Genomic DNA, 19454 nt, shown 5'->3' on the forward strand with positions numbered 1-19454 from the left:
AGAAATTATTCCTAGAAATATTAGAGTTACTACTAATCTAAATTCATTAGGAAATAAATTATCTACCAACCCAAAACCTTCAAGAACTAAAAAAATTGAGAATACATTGAACATAAAACAAAGATTTATAACCGTTATAGTTATAAACATGGGCATGTCTCTATTACTTTTTGACTTGAGTGCCAATTCATAGATATGATAAAAGAGTGAATTATAGATAGTCATGAGAACTAATTTCTAAATCTATTTTCAATATAATTATAGAATCTGTCTCCCCAAATAGCGTCAGCTACTCCTATTCCAATAGCAACCCCCCATCCAACAACAGGAATAAATGCTGCTCCAGCAGCCACCCCAGCTACTGCCATTCGTGCTCCTCCACCGTAATAGTTACCGTTTGAAAAATCATTATATACTTGGTATCCTGTTATTCCTATATTCAAAGCTCCTATAGCCTTACCTGCACCCTTCAATAATCTGGCACTACTTTGGAAAGCCCTTTTTGCATGTCTTATAGTCGCAACACCTTGATGTTGGTTACCATAATATCTATTACTCAAAGTTCTACCGTTGTATAAAAATCTTCTGTTGTCTAAAATATTTCCAGCTCTGACAGCATTGGTTCCAGTAAACTGAAATGATTTTAGATTCCTGAAAAATTCTCCAGTAGCTAATGATCCTTGCGCAACAGATGCCCAACCTGTACCACCTTCGAGCTCAGGCGGTATTCCACCATCCCCCCAATCCCAGTGACTATGATCACATACAGAGCAAACAGTTCTCGCTTGACCCCTACCTCCTCCTAAACCATCCCCATCACCCTCCAGTGGAATTGTTGGGTAAAAGGTGTTCCTGGCCACCATTGCACCCATAAAATCATAATCGATTGCGCTATTTGGATCAAAGCCATAAGCCGCTATCAGGCCTCCATCTTGATAAGGCCCTGGTAAACTGTAATTTGAATTATCTGGTCGAGCAAAACCTCCAAATATCCGACTCCCTTGATTTGGGAAATTATAGGTAGATACCGCGCCTAGGCTAGCAGTTCCAGCTGAAATATACGATTGATTTTGACTGTAGCCTCCACCAATCACAAAGCCATTGTTTTTTACATTATCCCAAAAACTTCCATTACCATTTAAACTTTGTACTCCGGCTTGCCCTGCGGCAGCAAATAAGGCTCCTGCAATAAATCCAAATATCTCTCCATTGGGGTCAATTCCCATGTGTGGGGCATTACCCATACCAAGGTATGGTGAACTATACTGTCCAGCTGGATCTACTGCAAAGAATCTTCCAAGCACCGGATCATAACTTCTACTCAAGAAGTCGTAGTACCCTGTCAAGCTATCGTAGCTGGCATAGCTGCTTTGGTACAACAGACCAGGATCAATGTATCCTTCCGATCTCCATGAGTTGGAAGTCGGTAAACCAAACGGATAGTAATCATTCACCTGGGATACTTTAAAGCTTTCAGCTGTACTGCTATGTGTGATCTTAAGGTCATCAAAATAGACATCTTTGTTCTCGTTAGTTTCATTCACCAAGTAAACAAAGAGATACCCAGGTTCATCAAAACTAAGTACACCCGACTCATACTTGGCAAACTTTCCTAAGCTTGCGCTGGTCACTTCTTGATAACTGGTACCTTCCTCCTTAAAAGCATAATTTGCATCAAAGAAAATGTATTGCAGGTAAGCACGTGTTTCATTGTTTGGCAAATTATTGTTAGCAAAAAGGTGATCACTAGGTAATGCTAATGCATCAGATAACACTGTGGAATTACTTTCTAAACCAGTTCCTGAGCTTGCTGAATTAAAGGCAGATGATATGGCTGTGACAATTCCTGCAGCAACCGTACTGTTAGAAAATGCTTCCTTATACTTTGCCCAAACTTCAATTTCAACCTCGTCTCCTGGAGAAATACTCAAAACCTTCGCTGGTCCAACTTGTCTTCCTGACAATGTACCATTTAAAGCAATGCTTCCTTTCCCTAAAGGTGTATGATTTTCTACCTCACTTCTTATATCATCATTTGGAAACTTAAACTGACTTTTCTCATAATCCTTTCTCGACTGTTCCATAGTAGCCGTATATATATTTCTTTCAGGGAGGTTACCGAAAGCTACCCGATTGTTGCCTTGATGATCCGTGTAAAAGTACTCGTGATGATAATCTCCGTTTTGCTTGTAGGCTCTCCCTTCTGGTGTAAAGACTTGATTAATTTCATCATCCAAGTATTCTACAGCCCCAACATAATCGACTTTGGCTATTGAATTATTATCAGCATCTAGCACTTCTTTAGCCAATCTATTTCTTCCTGCATCATACGTATAAATAATGGAAGTCAACACCTTATCTCCATCAACAAAGTCAATTCTATCGACTAACTGCAAATGATTGTAATGCAACTCAATTTCCTTGTGGACATCATAGGTCATGTTGCCCATGGCATTATAAGTGTATTCGTCAGTACCCAGGGTTTTGATGTCAGATGGAGCATTATAATCATCAAACCCCTCTTTCGTAGCATCATCAGTCACCCCATCAAGTTTGTTGCTGTTGGGTGAATAGTGATAGGTTAACTCATCTACTGTTTCCTTCTCAGAATTTCTATTCAACGCCAATATGTTGCCATTGTCATCATATCCACCTGTATACTTACCATTTGCATCCAGCTCGCCAACCTTCATGGTGTACGCATTGGCATTTGCTTGATCGCTGTAAGAAGTACCTGTTCCGTAAGCTGTTGATCTCAGCCTGCTTTGCTTATCATAAGAAAACCCAATCGCCGTTTTGTTGAAATCACTATCGCCACCGGGGTTATTATTTGCATTCCAGGCCATCGCGCTGACCATGCCGTCAAATCGTGGTTCTGTTTCATTATTATTGATCGATAACGGAGTTTCGAAGTAATACTCCATACCGAAGATATCTCCCTCTCCATCACCCAAGTCCGCATTGTTGATGCGCGTCATTGCGCCCCGAATGTTGTATCTGTAATCAATGGACTGGAGGAATGAAGTCCCCTCATTTTCAGAATGCAGGTTTTTCTCCACCAGTTCTCCCAGTATGTTGTAGTGATATTCCGCTACAAGTATTCTCTGATCCTCATCAATGGTTTGATAGGTCTTTAGTAACTGTCCATTGTGTGCATATTCGTATTCATTCAACAATGCTACTTTGTCTGAGGATGCCCCATGCTCATTTTTGCTCTCATGCAGAACCAGCATTTTTTGCAACTCACCTTTCCAATCCAGGTCATTGGTCAATCGATCTGTACCTCGTTTGTGATTTTCAGCTATCGTTTGAATGGCTCTTCCTCGTTCATTATAATACACAACCGCATTTAGCCAGGTATCGGATCCTAAAACTTTAATCTTACTTCCAGTTGGACGATTGATCACATTGGTATAGGGTTCAGCTGCATCTATCTCTTCATATTCAGGGCCCGGAACGACTCCTTCTTCAAAGGTGATGGTTACACCTGGTCTTTTTGCATATTTACCATTGTGTTCGATATCTCCTGTTGGAGGGTTTCCTCCTGGTAGGACTAGTCGGCGATCCTTAATGACTTTGTTTTCGGTAACGAGCTCATACCCTTCCGGTGCCCATCCAAAATTTTGAAATCCCGGCGGTATAATCAAGGCATAATCATGATCTTCTGCATCCCAGTTGACTATTTCCAAAAAGTCATAATTGTCAAAGTAGTTGACAGAATGGATTTCATAAATCTGATAATCAGTATTTAGATCAGGGAATGATTTGTACTTGGTATATCCTCTGCTACTTGAAAGATTGGTTGTTTCATAGCGAGTATCCCCAACTAAATTTTTATCCAATAAGTTTTGCAGCTCAGCCCTATTACGTTCTTCTTCATCATAAACCTCCCCTGACATAATTTGTCGGTTGAGTGCATCGTATTTGAAAAACGTCCAGGTTTTGTAACCATCTTCTGTGGGGTAAGGCCCATCTCCTATCTTGACAAATTGAGCCTGGTGCCTTCTCAGAACCAATCTATTCCATTGGTCATATACATAGCTAACCCAGCCCGAACCAGGTGCGCGTTCCCTTATCACGCGTCCTTTGCTATCGTATTGATACTCAAATGCAAGTTCTTTGATTTGATCACTGGTTGGTGATGTGATTGCTTGAAGTAGTGGCGGAACTATGAATCGAACTCGTCCAAAATTATCGTATACATTGTAGGAACCTATCCATTTATCTTGGTCTTGGTCATAAATCTGCGATGTAATGGTAAGGCCTCTTCCATCTGTGACTGTCCTGGATTTATGACCTTCCACACCAGTTACAGATGTTACGGAGAGCTCTTTGGCAAGATACATTCCGTCAGGTACCGGTAATCCTCCAGATATCTTCCATTTGGTTACATCTGCGTGAATACTAGCTGCATCACCGCCAGTCAGTGCTGGATCAAACACTGCATAGTCATACACTGTTCTTTTGTTTCCATTGTGCCATGCTTCTCCAGGAGCTATTACTGACTTCACGCGACCTCTACTATCCCATTCAGTAGTTGAGTAAGGCTTGCTATCATGGCTAATATCATCATAGCTGGAAGTCGACGCATTATAAAAATTCTCTTGCTGAGTAATCGCATCATCCGTATCAATAAACTTCCCGGGAATTGATGCTCTATTGTAATAAGGCATATAGGATATATCCTGACGTCCTTCTTCATTGTACTTACTGAACTGAATAACATCCTCGAAATTCTGTCCTGCTTCAACTGCTACGCTCATAGTTGGTCTTCCTAATCCATCCGAGTAAGTGTATGATGTAGACTTTTCTGTAGCATCCAGTATGGTTAGGTCATATTCCTGTTTAACTGGGATTTTTGGCACTTCCGTTCTTACGAAGTTTTGATCCAGAGACGGTGGAACATTGCAATTTTCATAAAAACTAAGGGAGACACTGTTTGTCGCATAATCTTCAGACGCACATGGTTGGGTGTATCGAACATAGTACGTAAAGCCTTCCATAACATGGATCGATTTGGTAGTCCCTATTTTACCAAAATCAATTTCGTTACCATCTTTCTCACCGTACAGACGTGTATTATTTGTATTTACATTGGGGCCTGGTGCATAGGTAAACTCGATCTTTGAATTGGGACATACCTTGTCACTGGTTGCACTTAAGGTGCCCAATTCACTACCCATTAATACATCATATATTTCTATCAGTAGCTCATTGGATTTCTTCCAGCCACTTCCCGCGGATTTTACACGTCTTCTAAACAAAGTATCTGCGGTGATGACAAAATTTGGATTAAACGATCGGCTATTGGAATTGCTAAAAGTTTCCCATGCAGAACCTGTATAGTACTGCCATTGATAATCATATGAATTGCTACCTCCTGTCGGTAGCGTACCGGATATGGTTCCCAAATTATTGCCTTGACAAGCATCTGTATTGTAAGAAATGGTACCTGGAACGATGGGTTGATGAATGGTCACATCAATGGGCTCAGAATAGGTAGTTTGTCCATCTGAGATAACTTTTCTTCTAAAAGTTCGGGTACCCATCCAAATGATGTCATTTGGAGTATAGCTTGCATCTTTAGCTAAAGGAATATCATCAAATACTTCTCCTGTAGGTATCGGATTTTGGTCGTTGCCTCCCAGAGACTCGATTGGCTGTTCTCCTCCTTCAATCAGCCCTGATCCTAACATTTGCCACTGGTATGAATATTGACCATTTCCGCCAACGGGATTTGCTGGACTAAGTGTCGGCCTGGTACAATCATGACAAACATCAAAATTCGCAGTGGTTGCATTACCAGCTATTAACTTAACCGGAACTTTCACCACATTCGATTCCACAATTCTTCCACAATCGTTCTCAACTATTCGTACATAGGAAGTTGAATAATTTAGAACACCAGGTGAAAAGTCGCGTGAGTTTGAATTCGGCACTTCTACAAAGGCTCCTGTTATTCTTTTCATCCATTTGTATTGAAAATTGGATGAAGAAGTAACTTCGGATCCAATTATTTGAGCGGCGGAAGCTCCCGAATTAATTGTGCCACCCACATAGCTAATAGAACCCGCATCTGGCAATTCTTCAAGATCAACTGTAACAACATTGGAATATTTAGTAACTCCACCGGAAGTCACCTTCCTTCGGTACTCTGTCTTGAATGAGACGTTACCAGGATTGTAACTAGTACCCGAGGCTACTTGCGCCCAGTCTGTCCATATGTATTCATCACTGACACCTATAGGGGTCAAAACTCCGCCTACTTCGATTGGCAAATCACCTCCTTCATTGGGTAAGATATCGCTTGGTCGATAATCTCGCTTTTCCCACTTATAGCTGTAGCTCCCATTTCCTCCCTTTGCTAAGGTTGAATTCGAAATGGTAGATGGAGCGGAACCACTACAGATGGTTTGATTACCACTGATGCTGCCTGCATTGAAATTGACGTTTATTGTGACTTGATTCGTTTGCTTGGTTTCTCCACAAGATTGTACTCTACGTTGATACGTTGTGGTATAGTCTATCCCAGATGGAGGGTTATAGTCTTTATTGGTTGCACCTGATATATTGGTAAAACCAGTAGCTGTTCCCACTTTCTCTTGCCACTGGTATTTTGGGGTAATTCCACCTGAAGCTGAAGTACCTGTGATTGTGGGCGGATTCCCACCTGCATTTACTGCTCCTCCGGTATAGTTTATTGACCCAGCACTCAAAGGTGTGGATACAGTAAATGTCTTCGATCCGGTAAATGCTTCTTTATTTCCTGATGTCACTTTTCGTCTGTAAACAGCATCAGCATTCAACACTGGAGGATTGAATGTCTCATTAGTCTCTCCTATGAGATTAATCCAATTGTCTTGAGGTGATTGAATATCTTCCTCCAGTCCTTGCAGTACACCTTCACCAAGTTCTGAAAAGATTTGCCATTGGTACTGATAGTTTCCTACACCGCCCGTTGCAGGGCTTGTACTGGTAATAACATCAGGATTAGAACCCCTACATATTAATTCATTCCCGGAAACAATTGACCCAGGACTGAGATTTACAGTAATTTTTATGCTGTTTGAAGCCTGCGTATTTCCGCAATTTGATGAGGCTAGCCTTTGAAAACTAGTTGTGTATGTCAATGGATCAGGCTGGTAATTGCGATCTGTGGCTCCAGGGATATTGGTAAAACCGCCGGTTGTCTTACTTTGCCATTGATAACTTACCGAACTGCCTCCTGTTGCTACCCCACCTGAAATTTGATTGGGCGTGCTTCCTGAATTGATTGACCCTCCTGAATACGAAATTGTTGATGGGTCTACATCAGGATATACGTTTTTGGTAATGACATTGGAGTATTTGGTAACCCCATTGGAAGTCACTTTTCTGCGATATTCTGTTTTGAATGAGATGGGTCCAGGATTGTAACTGGTGCCCGAAGCAACCTCGGTCCAACTTGACCATGTATACTCAACCCCACCTCCTACAGGTGCCTCGATACCTCCTCCTTCAAGTGGCGAGTCGCCTCCCTCAGAGGGCAATGCATCACTTGGACGATAGTCTCTTTTTTCCCATTTGTAACTGTAGCTTCCATTTCCACCCTGAGCCAGGGAAGAGCTTGAAATATTGGATGGGTCCGACCCTTTGCAAATCGTTTGATTACCACTTATTGAACCTGCAACAAGGTTTACCCCAATGGTAATTTGATTGGTGTAATAATTTTGACCACAGGATGTCACTCTTCGTCTGAAAACCGTTTTCTTGGTCAACGCCTGCGGTTGATAATCGCGAGAGGTCACGCTAGATCCCAGGTTGGACGGAATATTAGTAAAAGAACTTTCAGTCCCTCTTTTCCACTGCCAACGATAGGCGATCCCATTGCCACCTGTAGCATTAGATCCGGATATTTTAGCAGGTGTAGCTCCTGGATTGATTGACCCTCCTGAATAGCTTATTGACCCTTTATTGACTGCAGATGTAATGGTATAGCCAACGCTATTACTGTAAGCTACACTTGATCCGGATGTAACCTTTCTGCGATAAATGGCATTTACTAAAAGTGCTGGTGGATTGTAAGAAGCGGAAGTAGCTCCCGAAATATTATGCCATGTAAACCCAGAAGGAGTCACAGGGTTAACTTCGTCTATTCCTTGAGGGTTTATTTCTTCTAAACCACCTTCTGATAAGTATTGCCATTGATAACTGTACAATCCAGAAGCTCCAGCAGCAGCAGATGCATTGTTAATTACATCAGGGTTGGTATTGGGACAGATGGAGGTATTGGAAGAAGCTGTCACTGTTCCGCCAACAAGATTTATAGTAAACTTGATCTCATTTGTATATTTCGTCTGACCACAGGAAGAAGTTCTTCTTCTAAAGGTTGTTGTCACTGAAAGTGGACCTGGATTATAATCTTTACTTCTCGCTCCACTGACATCTGAATACCCACCTGTCGTTTTCTTTTGCCACTGATAGGCAATGGAGCCATTGCCTCCTGTAGGTGTTGAACCCGATATTGTGGAAGGGTTTCCTCCCGGATTTAATGTCCTCCCACCTGAATATGAGATGGATCCCTGATTGAGGTTTGGTGCTACCGAAAAAGTTATCTCGTTGGAATATTTCGTTTGACCATCGGATATTACTCTTCTTTTGTATTTTCTACTGGATGTTAGCGCTGGTGGGTTATAGCTTGATGAAGTAGCACCTGACACATTGTTCCAGGAACCGTATGCTCCATTGGAATACACGCGCTGTTGCCATTGATATGCAAAAGAACCGTTGCCTCCAGAAGGTGAACTACTGTTATTCACCGTTCCAGGATTCCCGTTGTAACACAATGATGTAGTAGTGGACGCTGCAATAGATCCTTGCTTTAGATTGACCCTAATCGTTATGGCGCTGGAATATTTCGTTTGACCACAAGAAACTACTCTTCTTCTGTAGACAGTAGTCTTTGTCTGACTTCCTGGCTGGTAATCACGACTGGTTGCTCCGGAAATATTTGAATAAGAACTGGCAGTTCCAACTTTTCTCTGCCATTGATAGCTCACACTGCCTCCACTGGCATTGGTACCTGTAATTCTCGAGGGTGTCGCGCTAACATTTATGTTTCCTCCATTGTATGAAATTGATCCAGCGCTTACCGCAGGAATCGAATAACTCACGACATTGCTGTATGCTGTTTTGCCTCCTGAAGTCACTCTTCTTCTATAGGTTGTATTACTATATAACCTTGGAGGATTGTAGCTAGACCCAGTAGCTCCACTTATATTAGACCACCCCAGAGAGCCACCACCTATACCTTCCAAGGTTGGACCATCTCCATCTCCTATTGGCGAATCAGAACCCTCGGAAAGTTTTTGCCATTGGTAGCTGAATGAACCACTTCCTCCCGAAGGTGACGCAGCGTTGTTAATTGTTCCCGGATCAGTTCCACTACATATTGTTGAAGATGTGCTGGCAGAAATTGATCCCCCGGAAAGAGGTGCAGCAACATTGACATACTTAGTAGATGAATATATACTACCGCTAATAACTGCATTCGCTCTAATCCATCTTGATCCGGTGGACGTCCATCTTACGGAAACAGAATTTCTACTTTGTGAGGTAATCACTCCTCCAGAAACAGCGTAACTGGTTGATGAATGTAATCCAGAAGAAGCACTTACAGTATATGAATAAGTGCTATTTAGATTTACGCTAGTAGTACCAGAAATTGAAACTGACGGGGTTTGACATCTAATGCAATCTTCATCTAGTAAAGGTCGATCGATTTGACCATGGGATATGATTGGATACAGCAAGGCATATAGCATTGCCAATTTGATAGTGAGTCTTTTCATACTGATTAGGTTATGAAACATAACGATAAATGGCTAGCTGGTCATATAGAAGTCGTTATGCTTCAACTTCATAAAATTGACAATTTATCTTGTCTTTTAAAAATTAATTTTCAGCAATGAATAAAAGTGCACTTTCTAAGGATGAATGGTAGCTTTCATTGAACGAAGAGATTTCCAACTTGCCCTTTTTCTACATTTTTTTAATCACTCTCCGAGGCTCACTCACTTATCCGGAACAATCAATTTTCAGTTTGTTTAATTTTTAGACTAATCTAAATTTTTGTTTTGTTTAAACTAATTTATAGTTTTGTATCGTCACAATGTGATTTACAATGAGAATCGGACTTCTATTCCTAATTTTCCTTTCAGTACAGCTTCAAGCTCAAGAAATTCTTATGGGAAAAGTTACTGTCAACGGTGAGGGATTTCCTGGGGCAACCATCCAACTAGATTCAAAAAATGGAACAATTTCAGGGATTGATGGATCATTTACGCTTGAGAGCATTCCCAAGGGAAGCTATCTCCTAGAGGTTCGTTCCGTAGGGTTTAAGGTTGTCAAAAGACAAATACAAATACCCACAAACGATCGGCTATCCATTGCTCTGGAGGTAAGCACTTTGACCATGGACGAGGTGGTGGTCACAGGAACCATGCAACCGACTTTTGTCTCCCAATCTCCTGTAAAGGTTGAAGTAATAACGGCTAAGCATCTCAATACATACATTCCTGCAGCTGCAACAAGTGTAGTTGAAGGCATTTCGCTTGTAAATGGTGTGCAAGAAGTTGTTGCCTGTGGTGTTTGTTTTACCAATAGCATATCCATCAACGGACTTCCTGGTCCATATACTGCAATTCTCATGGATGGTTCCCCTATTTACGGCAACCTTGCTTCTGTTTATGGGCTCAATGGTATACCGAGTATGATCATTGATCGGTTTGAGGTAATCAAAGGCCCAAGCTCAACACTGTATGGATCAGAGGCAGTAGCCGGAGTGATCAATATCATTACCAAAGACCCATCTCAGCAACCCGTGTTTTCGGCAGACATCATGGGAACTTCTCATCTTGAATCTTTCGGCAATTTTTCATTCGCGCCGAAAATTGGGAAGAGCGCAGGATTCATCGGACTCAACTATGCGTATATCAATGACTTTGATGATGAAAACGGTGATGGATTTGGAGATAACATTAACCTGGATCGAATTTCCTTATTTACTAAATGGGACATTAACAGGCCTTCAAAAAAGAAATTTTCCATCTCGGCTAAATACTACTATGAAGACAGGAGAAACGGTGTAGAAGAATTTCTCGAAAACAGAAACTATCGAGTGCTTAGAGGAGATGATCAAATCTATGGAGAAAGCATATATACGAATCGATTAGAAATCTTTGGTACTTACGCTTTCAACTTCGCAGAAAACATGCGTGTTGATTATTCACTAAGCACCCATGATCAAGACAGCTATTACGGTGCTGACTTCTACAAAGCCTCTCAAAACATTGCGTTTGCTAACTTCATTTGGAATAAAGAGTTAGGTAGTCATGTGGTGACCACAGGCATCACTTCAAGGTATCAGTCGTATGATGACAATACGGTTGCGACACAGCACAATGGCACCAATGCTCCTGACAATCAATTTACTCCAGGAATCTTCGCTCAGAATGAATGGGAAATATCCAATCAATTTACCGCCCTGGGCGGTCTAAGGCTTGATCACTACGAGAACCATGGCGTGATCCCTGCTCCTCGATTGAACCTGAAATACAAACCAGGACAATGGACAACCCTTCGTTCCAATTTTGGAACAGGTTTCCGCATTGTCAACCTTTTCACAGAGGATCATGCCTTCGTGACTGGTCAGCGTGAAGTCATCATAGAGGAAGCGTTACAACCTGAAAAGTCTTACAACTTTTCACTAAATCTCAATCATGTTTATACCATTGGGCAAAGTCAGGGCATGTTGGATGTGGACATTTTCTACACGCACTTCACCAATAAGATTACTCCAGACTATGAAAACGAAGGGGAGATACGATACGCTAATACAGACGGTTTCGCGGTTAGCAAAGGAGTAGGTTTTAACTTACAGCAAGAATTTGCCTTCCCGCTTGCCTTTAACCTTGGAGTTAATCTTCAAGACGTAACTGAGCATGAAAATGGGGAAAAACGCTCCATCGAATTTGCGCCTCAATGGACTGGAATCCTCACTGCCAACTACAATTACAAACCCTGGAAAATGACGATCGGATACACTGCACGAGTGACCGGCCCCATGGCCTTACCTGTTGTATTTGATCTGGATGTAAATGGGGATCCTTTGACTAATCCAAGACCCACTACTTCTGCTGCATTTGCTATTCACAATCTGCAAGTCATCAAAGACCTGAAGAAAGGATGGTCAATTTATGGTGGACTGCAAAACATTTTCGATTACGTACAGCCCTGGTCTCCTTTAACAGGCACTAATGACCCAAATACCAACATTGGTTTTAGTGATAGTTTTGATACGGCATACGCATACTCTCCCATCCATGGCAGGGAAGTCTATTTAGGCATCAGTTGGAGTCTGGCTAGAAATTAAAAACCAATAGCAGCGCCAAAACCAATGAATGAATCTGGTGAGCTCTCTGAGAGTCCTATTCCACCAGATACATCAAACTGAACACGATCAGAACATAGGTAAATCAACCCTGTATTGAATCGGTGGTCTGAAACTCCATCCTGAAAAAAGCCATAAGGTTCTGCAAAAACAGTCCATCCTGGTGAAAAGGAATATCCCAAAACAACGGTGTAAAGCGTCTGCGTTTGATCTTCAGGAAAAGCCATCCCAAAATTGTATCCCAATGAAAGCGTTTCTGACAGGGTGTTTGAAAAATTAAGTCGTACTTCTGTGACTGCCTCTTCCGGCTTAAAAGCCTCTTCTCCATTTGCCAACGTAACCTGACCAATGATGCTCATCTGCGGCAATGCACCTTGTTCTTCCAGTAGATGTATTTTCGTACCCAATGTAATCGGAGATAGTCCACTCACTTTAGAATCGGTGAGGTCATTTTTCACCTGCTGTATGTTTTGCGTGATTCTAAATTCCACACCTTCGAATAAACCGACTCGTGCCAGGAAATTGGCAAATGTTACATTCGAAAAATCCCCTGCTTTTTCATAAACAAATCCATATTCAACCAACACGTTTCCTTTGGGCATTACATTGGAGGCGGCCGATTGTGTGGGTCTGTCTGTCACGATGGGGTCAGCGTCTTGCGCTGAAACGAAAGCGGCTATTGAAATTGCAGCAAGAAAGAATAGTTTTTTCATGTCGCAAAACTAGGCCCTGGATATGGCTCTCACAATCATCACGATTACTGCTCCCAAAAACATCAAGATCGAAATCTTGTTAATGGTGTGCATGGCTTTCAAATTGAAGCTCTTTGGCCGGTTCGGATCCTTTTTCCGAAAAAAGTAAGTAAGCACTTCGCTGAAGTCAAAATAATTCACTTTTTCCTTATCCGGATTTTTCTGTTCGGTCATAATTGTGTTCTAAACCATCAAAGATAGAAAAGTGTTCATTCTTATAAATGCAAGTAAGTTGCATAAACTATATTTGCAATATGTCTCAAGAAAATTTAAAAAGTATTCTTAAATCGCATCAGCTAAGGATCACTGATTGCCGGCTGGATGTGATGCATTTTTTCTTGAATGAGAAGAGTGCACTTTCTCAAGGGGATTTGGAAAATCAATTCCAGAAGTATGATAGGGTTACCCTCTATCGTACGCTAAATAGTTTCCTTGACTCTGGCATTTTGCATAAAATACCCAATGCCAGTGGTGTTGCGACTTACGGACTATGCCATGAGACTTGCTCTCCAGATCATCACGACCACAACCACATACACTTCAAATGCAACAACTGTGGACAAATTGAATGCCTGGATGATAAGGTAGTTCCCCATGTTTCTGTACCGAAAGGGTATGAAATTGAGGCTGTAAATATGATCGTAGATGGCATTTGCGCTAAATGTGCATAGTCATGAGAATTTCATTACTCAGCCTTTTTTTCTGTATTATATGTACTTCGCTTTTTGCTCAATCCAATGCGCAGTGTGATCGAACAATAGAAGGGCAAATACTTGATATTGATTTAAGAGAAGCACTACCATTTGCTACGATCAAAATTTTAGGAACGGAGCAAGGCGCTGTAGCCGATGAGAATGGCTATTTCATTATTGAGAAAATCTGCGATGAAGAAGTGGATCTTGAAATTCGTTTTTTGGGATACAAAACAATCGTTCATCATCATGATTTTCATCATTCAAATCCAACCATTTTTATGGCTGCCGATGAAACACTCCTTGAAAGTGTGGTAATAGAGCAAGCGCTGAATGTTCATGACTTAAAGACCCTTAGTTCAAAAGATATCGAATTGGGTTCCCTCGATGCCTCCGGAAAATCTGCAGGTGAGATTTTCGCACAATCCTCTGGCATAAGTCTACTAAAGACCGGTCAGAATATTTCGAAACCCATCGTTCATGGCCTGCATTCAAACAGGGTGTTAATCATCAATAATGGTGTGAGACATGCGTATCAATCATGGGGCAACGAACACGGGTTAGAAGTAGATCCAAGCCAGATTGATAAAATTCAGTTGATCAAAGGTGCTTCCACCGTTCGGTATGGATCTGAAGCTCTGGGAGGTGTTATTTTATTTGATGCTCCCTCCCCTGCGTATAACACCAACTTAGGTGGTGAAGTAAATGGAGGATTCCAAACAAATGGACGAGCATTTAACGGTGAAGTTTCATTGACGCAAGGCTTTGAGCGTGTTGCCTGGAGGGCCTCGCTCTCTGGAATAAGGCAGGGTGATTTAACTGCTCCGGCCTATCAATTGACCAATACCGGCAAAAGTGAGGTTGGGTTTAGTCTTGGAGGAAAATTTCACTTCCCTATTGTTGACTTGGATATATATGCAAGCAGGTTTGATCAAGACCTTGGCATATTGAGGGGCTCGGTAAACGGAAGTTTCGAGGATTTGCTACTTGCTTTTGAAGCCGAAATACCCAATGAAACAGGTCCCTTTTCTTACGACATCAACAATCCTAAGCAAGAAACCACCCATGATTTGCTGCGATTAAAGGCATCCTTGTATTTGGGCAAGCAGCAGTTTGATGTTCAGTATGCATATCAGAATAACTTAAGGAAAGAGTTTGATGTTCGCAGAGGCAATTTAAATTCTCAACCTTCCATCAACTTAAAGTTGAAATCCCATTCATTAGATCTGGACTGGGATCACCCCAGTGATGGCACTTGGTCTGGAACGTACGGAATACAATTGTTCGCCCAAGACAACAACAACCTATTTGGTACGGGCACCCCACCTTTCATTCCAAACTACAATACATATAGTGCTGGTTTTTTTGGAGTCGAATCATATACCAAAGAAAATGCGACGTATGAAGTGGGACTCAGGTATGATTTTATGCAACTTGATGTAAGAGGTAGAGACTTAAACCAAGATGTATTTCGAAACAATCAAAACTATCAGAATTTTAGCTTTACGCTAGGTGTTATCAAGCAATTGAACCAACATGTGTCCATTCGAACAAATATCGGATCTGCCTGGAGAGCTCCGAACATCGGTGAGCTGTATAGTTTTGGTAGACATCAAAACATTCTCCAATATGGTCTATGGAGATATGTAACTTCTCCATCTTTTAACACCACAACTGTTTTGACGAATCAAGATCGTCCCATTAAAAACGAGCAAGGCTTGAAGTGGATCAGCTCAATTGAAATGAAAAAGGATCAGCTGAGTTTTGAAATCACCCCTTACATTAATTACATCCAGAATTATTTATTTACCCGGCCTTTAGGCATAAGAGGAACTATCAGAGGAACGCTTCCTTTCTTCATCTATGATCAAACAAATGCGCTTTACACAGGAATTGATGTAGACGTGAGGAAGCAATGGAATGAATCTTTTCACAGCGAATTAAAAGCTTCTTATGTCTATGCGAGGGATACCAAAAACAAAGGGTCATTCATCGGCATACCCCCGATCAATATTCAGCTAGAACTGAAAAAGCAATATGGAAATTTCAGTATTGCAATAACCCCTGAATGGACAGCCAGACAATTCACAACACCGCCAGTTGTCAGTCCATCTCAAATCATCAATGCTCAGGAAGTTCCTTTCGAACTGAATGAAACATTTGATCTTATGGAAGCCCCCGATGGTTTTTTTCTATTGGGGAGCAGCGTAGCATACGAAAAGAACAACTTCCTTTTCCGTATCAAGGGAGAAAATCTACTTAACGCCTCCTACAGGCGATACACCAATCTCATTCGATACTACGCTGACGAGCCAGGTATCAACTTTGCCGCTCATGTAAGTTATTCTTTTTAATTCTTACAACATTGTTGCAAAAACGATATTGTTCACTATACTTGCAATAGTATTGCATAAAAGAAATAAAAAATGAAAATGAAAATGAGACTTAGCTACTTACTTACAGGTGTATTATTAATGAGTGCCGTATTCCTATCAAGTTGCGGAGATGATGATGTACCTGCTCCTGAGAATCCCGAGGAAGAGATTACGAGAGTGACATTGACTTTCACTCCAAGTGCAGGAGGTACAGCAGTTACAGCTGTTTGGTTTGATGCTGATGGTGAAGATGGACCCGACGAAGCAACGGTAGAACCTATAAATCTTGAGGCAAACACCGCATATACTTTGTCTTTGACACTTGAGAATACGCTAGCTACTGAACAAGAGGAGCAAGATGTTACCGCAGAAATTAAGACTGAAGATGATGAGCATATGTTCTTTTTCTCATTTACTGCTGATGTATTTGCAAGCCCTGCCGGGGACGGGAATATTGGAGCGGACAGCAGAAACGATCCTATGAACTATGAAGATAATGACGGCTCTAATCCATTGGGTTTAGAAACTTCCTGGACTACAGGTGATGCAGCATCTGCCGCAGCGTTTAAAGTACTCTTAAAACACCAGCCTCCATTAGAAGAAGGTGGAACTCCTCAAAAGTCTGCTACATCAACATCCCAAACCGGAGATACCGATATAGATATTGACTTTGTATTAAATATTCAATAATAACGTGTTAGAATATAACTATCCTCTCAAGCATTATTAGGTTAAGTTTTACTTTAGGTAGTTATTTCAGGCCATCTATTTTGTAATAGGTGGTCTTTTTATATAAAAGAACGCGGGTTTTAGAAATTAACTTTTTTTACTGTGATCATGATGTCCTGATTTCTCCCTCTATCATCACTACAAGATATTTTGACCTTCCCTTCTGATGGAGTGAAATATATTTCTTCATTCCTTGAGACAGACTTATAAAACACATCATTGATGTACCAGAAGTACTTAGAGGCATTGGAAGGAGATTGCGCTTTGAGTTGGATTTGCTTTTCATCATTGGCATCTACATAGTACTCAAGTCGATCTACGGGGGAAACGATCTCTAAGCCTTGATCAGGAAAGACTCGCTCACAAAATCGATAATGGTCAGGCGCCTTGGAATAGGTGATTTTTTCTGTCCTAAAATAATCCAACATCTCTGCCGAATGATTGGGAAACAATGCTTCCTGGTAGTCTTTAGCGTCCTTTACACACGTCATGCAATAACTCACCGAAGAATCAGGAGCAATGAGCACGGGTTTGAGATGCTGACAGATGCTGGGGATGGTTACCCCTTCTATGACCTGATCTACTACCGTATTGTTACAAAAAGTATTGGGCAACAAACCTGTTTCGTCACAAACTAAAATCCTGTCTACCCCGGAAGGTCGCTCGTACCAGTCATACGTCGAAACATCGTCAATCACATTAAATACATCAAACAGTATCGGTGCTGCCACACCAACGCCGGAAAGCTCTGGTGCACCTTCTCCGGAAAAATTACCTGCCCACACCCCCACCGTGAACTTCTGATTATACCCAATACTCCATGCATCGCGCCGACCAAACGAAGTGCCTGTTTTCCAAGCCACCCTTGGTCGATTGGGGTTATCTTTCCAGCTGTCAGGCAAATCTGGCCGTGTGACTTCCGTCAGGATTTCTGTAAGAATATAAGCGGCCTGCCTGGAGATAATGAGACTAGAAAAGTTAATGGAATCCAGGTCTTCGTAAAAGCTCAGTGGCTGATACTCTCCTTCGTTAGCAAATGCAGCATAGAGCCCTGCAAGCTCCTCTAGCGCAACACCACACCCTCCCAAAATCAATGACAGTCCCAAATTATTTTTTGTCTTCTCAATGGTTCTAAACTGAGCGGACTGCAATGGTTCAATAAATTCCATAATTCCATATTCGTTCAGCAAATGGACAGTTGGCACATTCAACGACTGTTTCAGTGCCTCCTCAGAAGAGATCCAGCCATGAAATGAATTGTCATAATTTTCAGGCTCATAGCCTCCAAAATTCATTTGCACATCCGCGATTCGTCGCTTCGGTGTAAGCGTACCCTTGTCATAGTGTAAAGCATAAAGCAGCGGCTTAAGGGTACTACCTGGAGATCGGACCGCCGGGACTCCATCAACCTGACCAGCACTCGATTCATTGTAGAAATTGGCTGAACCTACATAGCTAACAACTCTTCTCGTTTCATTTTCTATAACGATAATCGCGGTGTTGGTCACATTCAAATACTGGAGCCTTTTGATGTGCGCGGCGGCTATCTCCTCAATTCTTTTCTGATATTCATAGTCTACAAAAGTTCTAATAATATCATTTTCAGCCTGCCTTTTTAAGCGTCTGGAAAGATGCGGTGCCTGATTGGGCAGGTCTCTCCTCTTTGGGTTGAGCTCTTCAGTCAAAGCAAGGTTAATGATGTGTGATGGAAACAGACTCGCTTCTTGAAATTTGACCAGCCACTTATCCTTGGCCTGGTTGATTGGTTCATTGTCATTTTTAATGGAGAGGGAACTAGGACGATTAGGTATGGCCACCAAGCCTGCAAGCTCCGCAAGACTGAGGAGTTTAGGGTCTTTACCAAAGTATATGTAGGATGCCGATTTTACGCCTTCGATATTTCCTCCGTAAGGAAGCAGGTTTAGATACAAACGCAGAATATCGTCTTTACTGTAGTGGTACTCGAGTTGCAAAGCATTGAACATCTCTATGACCTTATTTCCATAGGTTCGCTCTTTGGGATTGAGCAATCGAGCCAATTGCATTGTAATTGTAGATGCTCCCGACTTTCTTTTTCCGCTTATGACATTTTGAATGAGCGCACGTCCCACCGAAACTGGATTTACGCCAGGATGCGAGTAGAAATACTGATCTTCTTTATAGAGGATGGCTTTCTTTAGATCATCGGTGATGTCCTCTGCCGCTAGAAATAGTCTCCACTTGTCATCCTCCGACAAATAGGCATTGAGTATATCTCCTCCACTATCCATAACAAGCGTGGAATAGTCGATGGTTTTCTTAAAAGGAAAAACATAGTCTAACAGCAAAAAAATTAAGAAAAGACCTCCAGAAAGCAACCATACAGCAATGGTCGCCTTTCGAATTCTTTTGCGTCGATTATTGAAATATGCTGATATCCTGCTAAACTTCATCTAACCGTAAAGAAGGTTTGAATTTTATTATTTAGTTTGCTCAT

Annotated in this window: 8 protein-coding genes; 4 read left to right on the plus strand and 4 right to left on the minus strand. The window is 41.6% G+C overall.

Annotated elements, in window-relative coordinates; genetic code table 11:
• Window positions 1-230: 230 nt before the first annotated feature.
• Window positions 231-9830 carry a DUF6443 domain-containing protein gene (locus ABJF57_RS07375; protein ID WP_462233847.1) on the minus strand — a complete coding sequence of 3200 codons (9600 nt, stop codon included), beginning with the start codon at window positions 9828-9830 and terminating at the stop codon, window positions 231-233.
• A 332-nt stretch (window positions 9831-10162) separates the two neighbouring features.
• Here ABJF57_RS07375 and ABJF57_RS07380 point away from each other — a divergent pair, with 332 nt between their 5' ends.
• The gene (locus ABJF57_RS07380) at window positions 10163-12412 is read left to right on the plus strand and encodes a TonB-dependent receptor (protein WP_462233849.1); all 2250 of its coding nucleotides are present in this window, start codon (window positions 10163-10165) and stop codon (window positions 12410-12412) included.
• Here the strand turns inward: ABJF57_RS07380 and ABJF57_RS07385 are convergent.
• Window positions 12409-13143: a transporter gene (locus tag ABJF57_RS07385; RefSeq protein WP_462233851.1), complete on the minus strand. Its 735-nt coding sequence runs from the start codon at window positions 13141-13143 to the stop codon at window positions 12409-12411. The genes ABJF57_RS07380 and ABJF57_RS07385 overlap by 4 nt on opposite strands.
• Before the next feature lie 9 nt (window positions 13144-13152).
• Complete coding sequence (locus ABJF57_RS07390; protein WP_462233853.1) at window positions 13153-13356, minus strand: DUF6728 family protein; 204 nt, start codon at window positions 13354-13356, stop codon at window positions 13153-13155.
• An 80-nt stretch (window positions 13357-13436) separates the two neighbouring features.
• Between ABJF57_RS07390 and ABJF57_RS07395 the strand changes: the two genes are divergently transcribed.
• The 3 genes from ABJF57_RS07395 (at window position 13437) to ABJF57_RS07405 (ending at window position 16939) form a co-directional block, all read left to right on the plus strand.
• Complete coding sequence (locus tag ABJF57_RS07395; RefSeq protein WP_462233855.1) at window positions 13437-13853, plus strand: Fur family transcriptional regulator; 417 nt, start codon at window positions 13437-13439, stop codon at window positions 13851-13853.
• Between the two features lie 2 nt (window positions 13854-13855).
• Window positions 13856-16228, plus strand: coding sequence for a TonB-dependent receptor (locus ABJF57_RS07400; RefSeq protein WP_462233857.1), 2373 nt, complete (start codon window positions 13856-13858; stop codon window positions 16226-16228).
• A 78-nt stretch (window positions 16229-16306) separates the two neighbouring features.
• Window positions 16307-16939: a hypothetical protein gene (locus ABJF57_RS07405; RefSeq protein ID WP_462233858.1), complete on the plus strand. Its 633-nt coding sequence runs from the start codon at window positions 16307-16309 to the stop codon at window positions 16937-16939.
• Between the two features lie 119 nt (window positions 16940-17058).
• On the opposite strand, the gene pbpC is transcribed toward ABJF57_RS07405, so the two are convergent.
• Window positions 17059-19410, minus strand: a complete 2352-nt coding sequence (pbpC, locus tag ABJF57_RS07410) for a penicillin-binding protein 1C (RefSeq protein WP_462233860.1) — start codon at window positions 19408-19410, stop codon at window positions 17059-17061.
• Window positions 19411-19454: the final 44 nt, after the last annotated feature.

The organism is Ekhidna sp., from assembly GCF_039940915.1.
In the GTDB taxonomy this organism is placed as follows: Bacteria; Bacteroidota; Bacteroidia; order Cytophagales; family Cyclobacteriaceae; genus Ekhidna.

Coding starts and splice junctions, on each gene's coding strand:
- ABJF57_RS07395 (WP_462233855.1), top strand. CDS start 13,437: ATGTCTCAAGAAAATTTAAAAAGTATTCTTAAATCGCATCAGCTAAGG.
- ABJF57_RS07375 (WP_462233847.1), bottom strand. CDS start 9,830: ATGAAAAGACTCACTATCAAATTGGCAATGCTATATGCCTTGCTGTAT.
- ABJF57_RS07385 (WP_462233851.1), bottom strand. CDS start 13,143: ATGAAAAAACTATTCTTTCTTGCTGCAATTTCAATAGCCGCTTTCGTT.
- pbpC (WP_462233860.1), bottom strand. CDS start 19,410: ATGAAGTTTAGCAGGATATCAGCATATTTCAATAATCGACGCAAAAGA.
- ABJF57_RS07380 (WP_462233849.1), top strand. CDS start 10,163: ATGAGAATCGGACTTCTATTCCTAATTTTCCTTTCAGTACAGCTTCAA.
- ABJF57_RS07390 (WP_462233853.1), bottom strand. CDS start 13,356: ATGACCGAACAGAAAAATCCGGATAAGGAAAAAGTGAATTATTTTGAC.
- ABJF57_RS07400 (WP_462233857.1), top strand. CDS start 13,856: ATGAGAATTTCATTACTCAGCCTTTTTTTCTGTATTATATGTACTTCG.
- ABJF57_RS07405 (WP_462233858.1), top strand. CDS start 16,307: ATGAAAATGAGACTTAGCTACTTACTTACAGGTGTATTATTAATGAGT.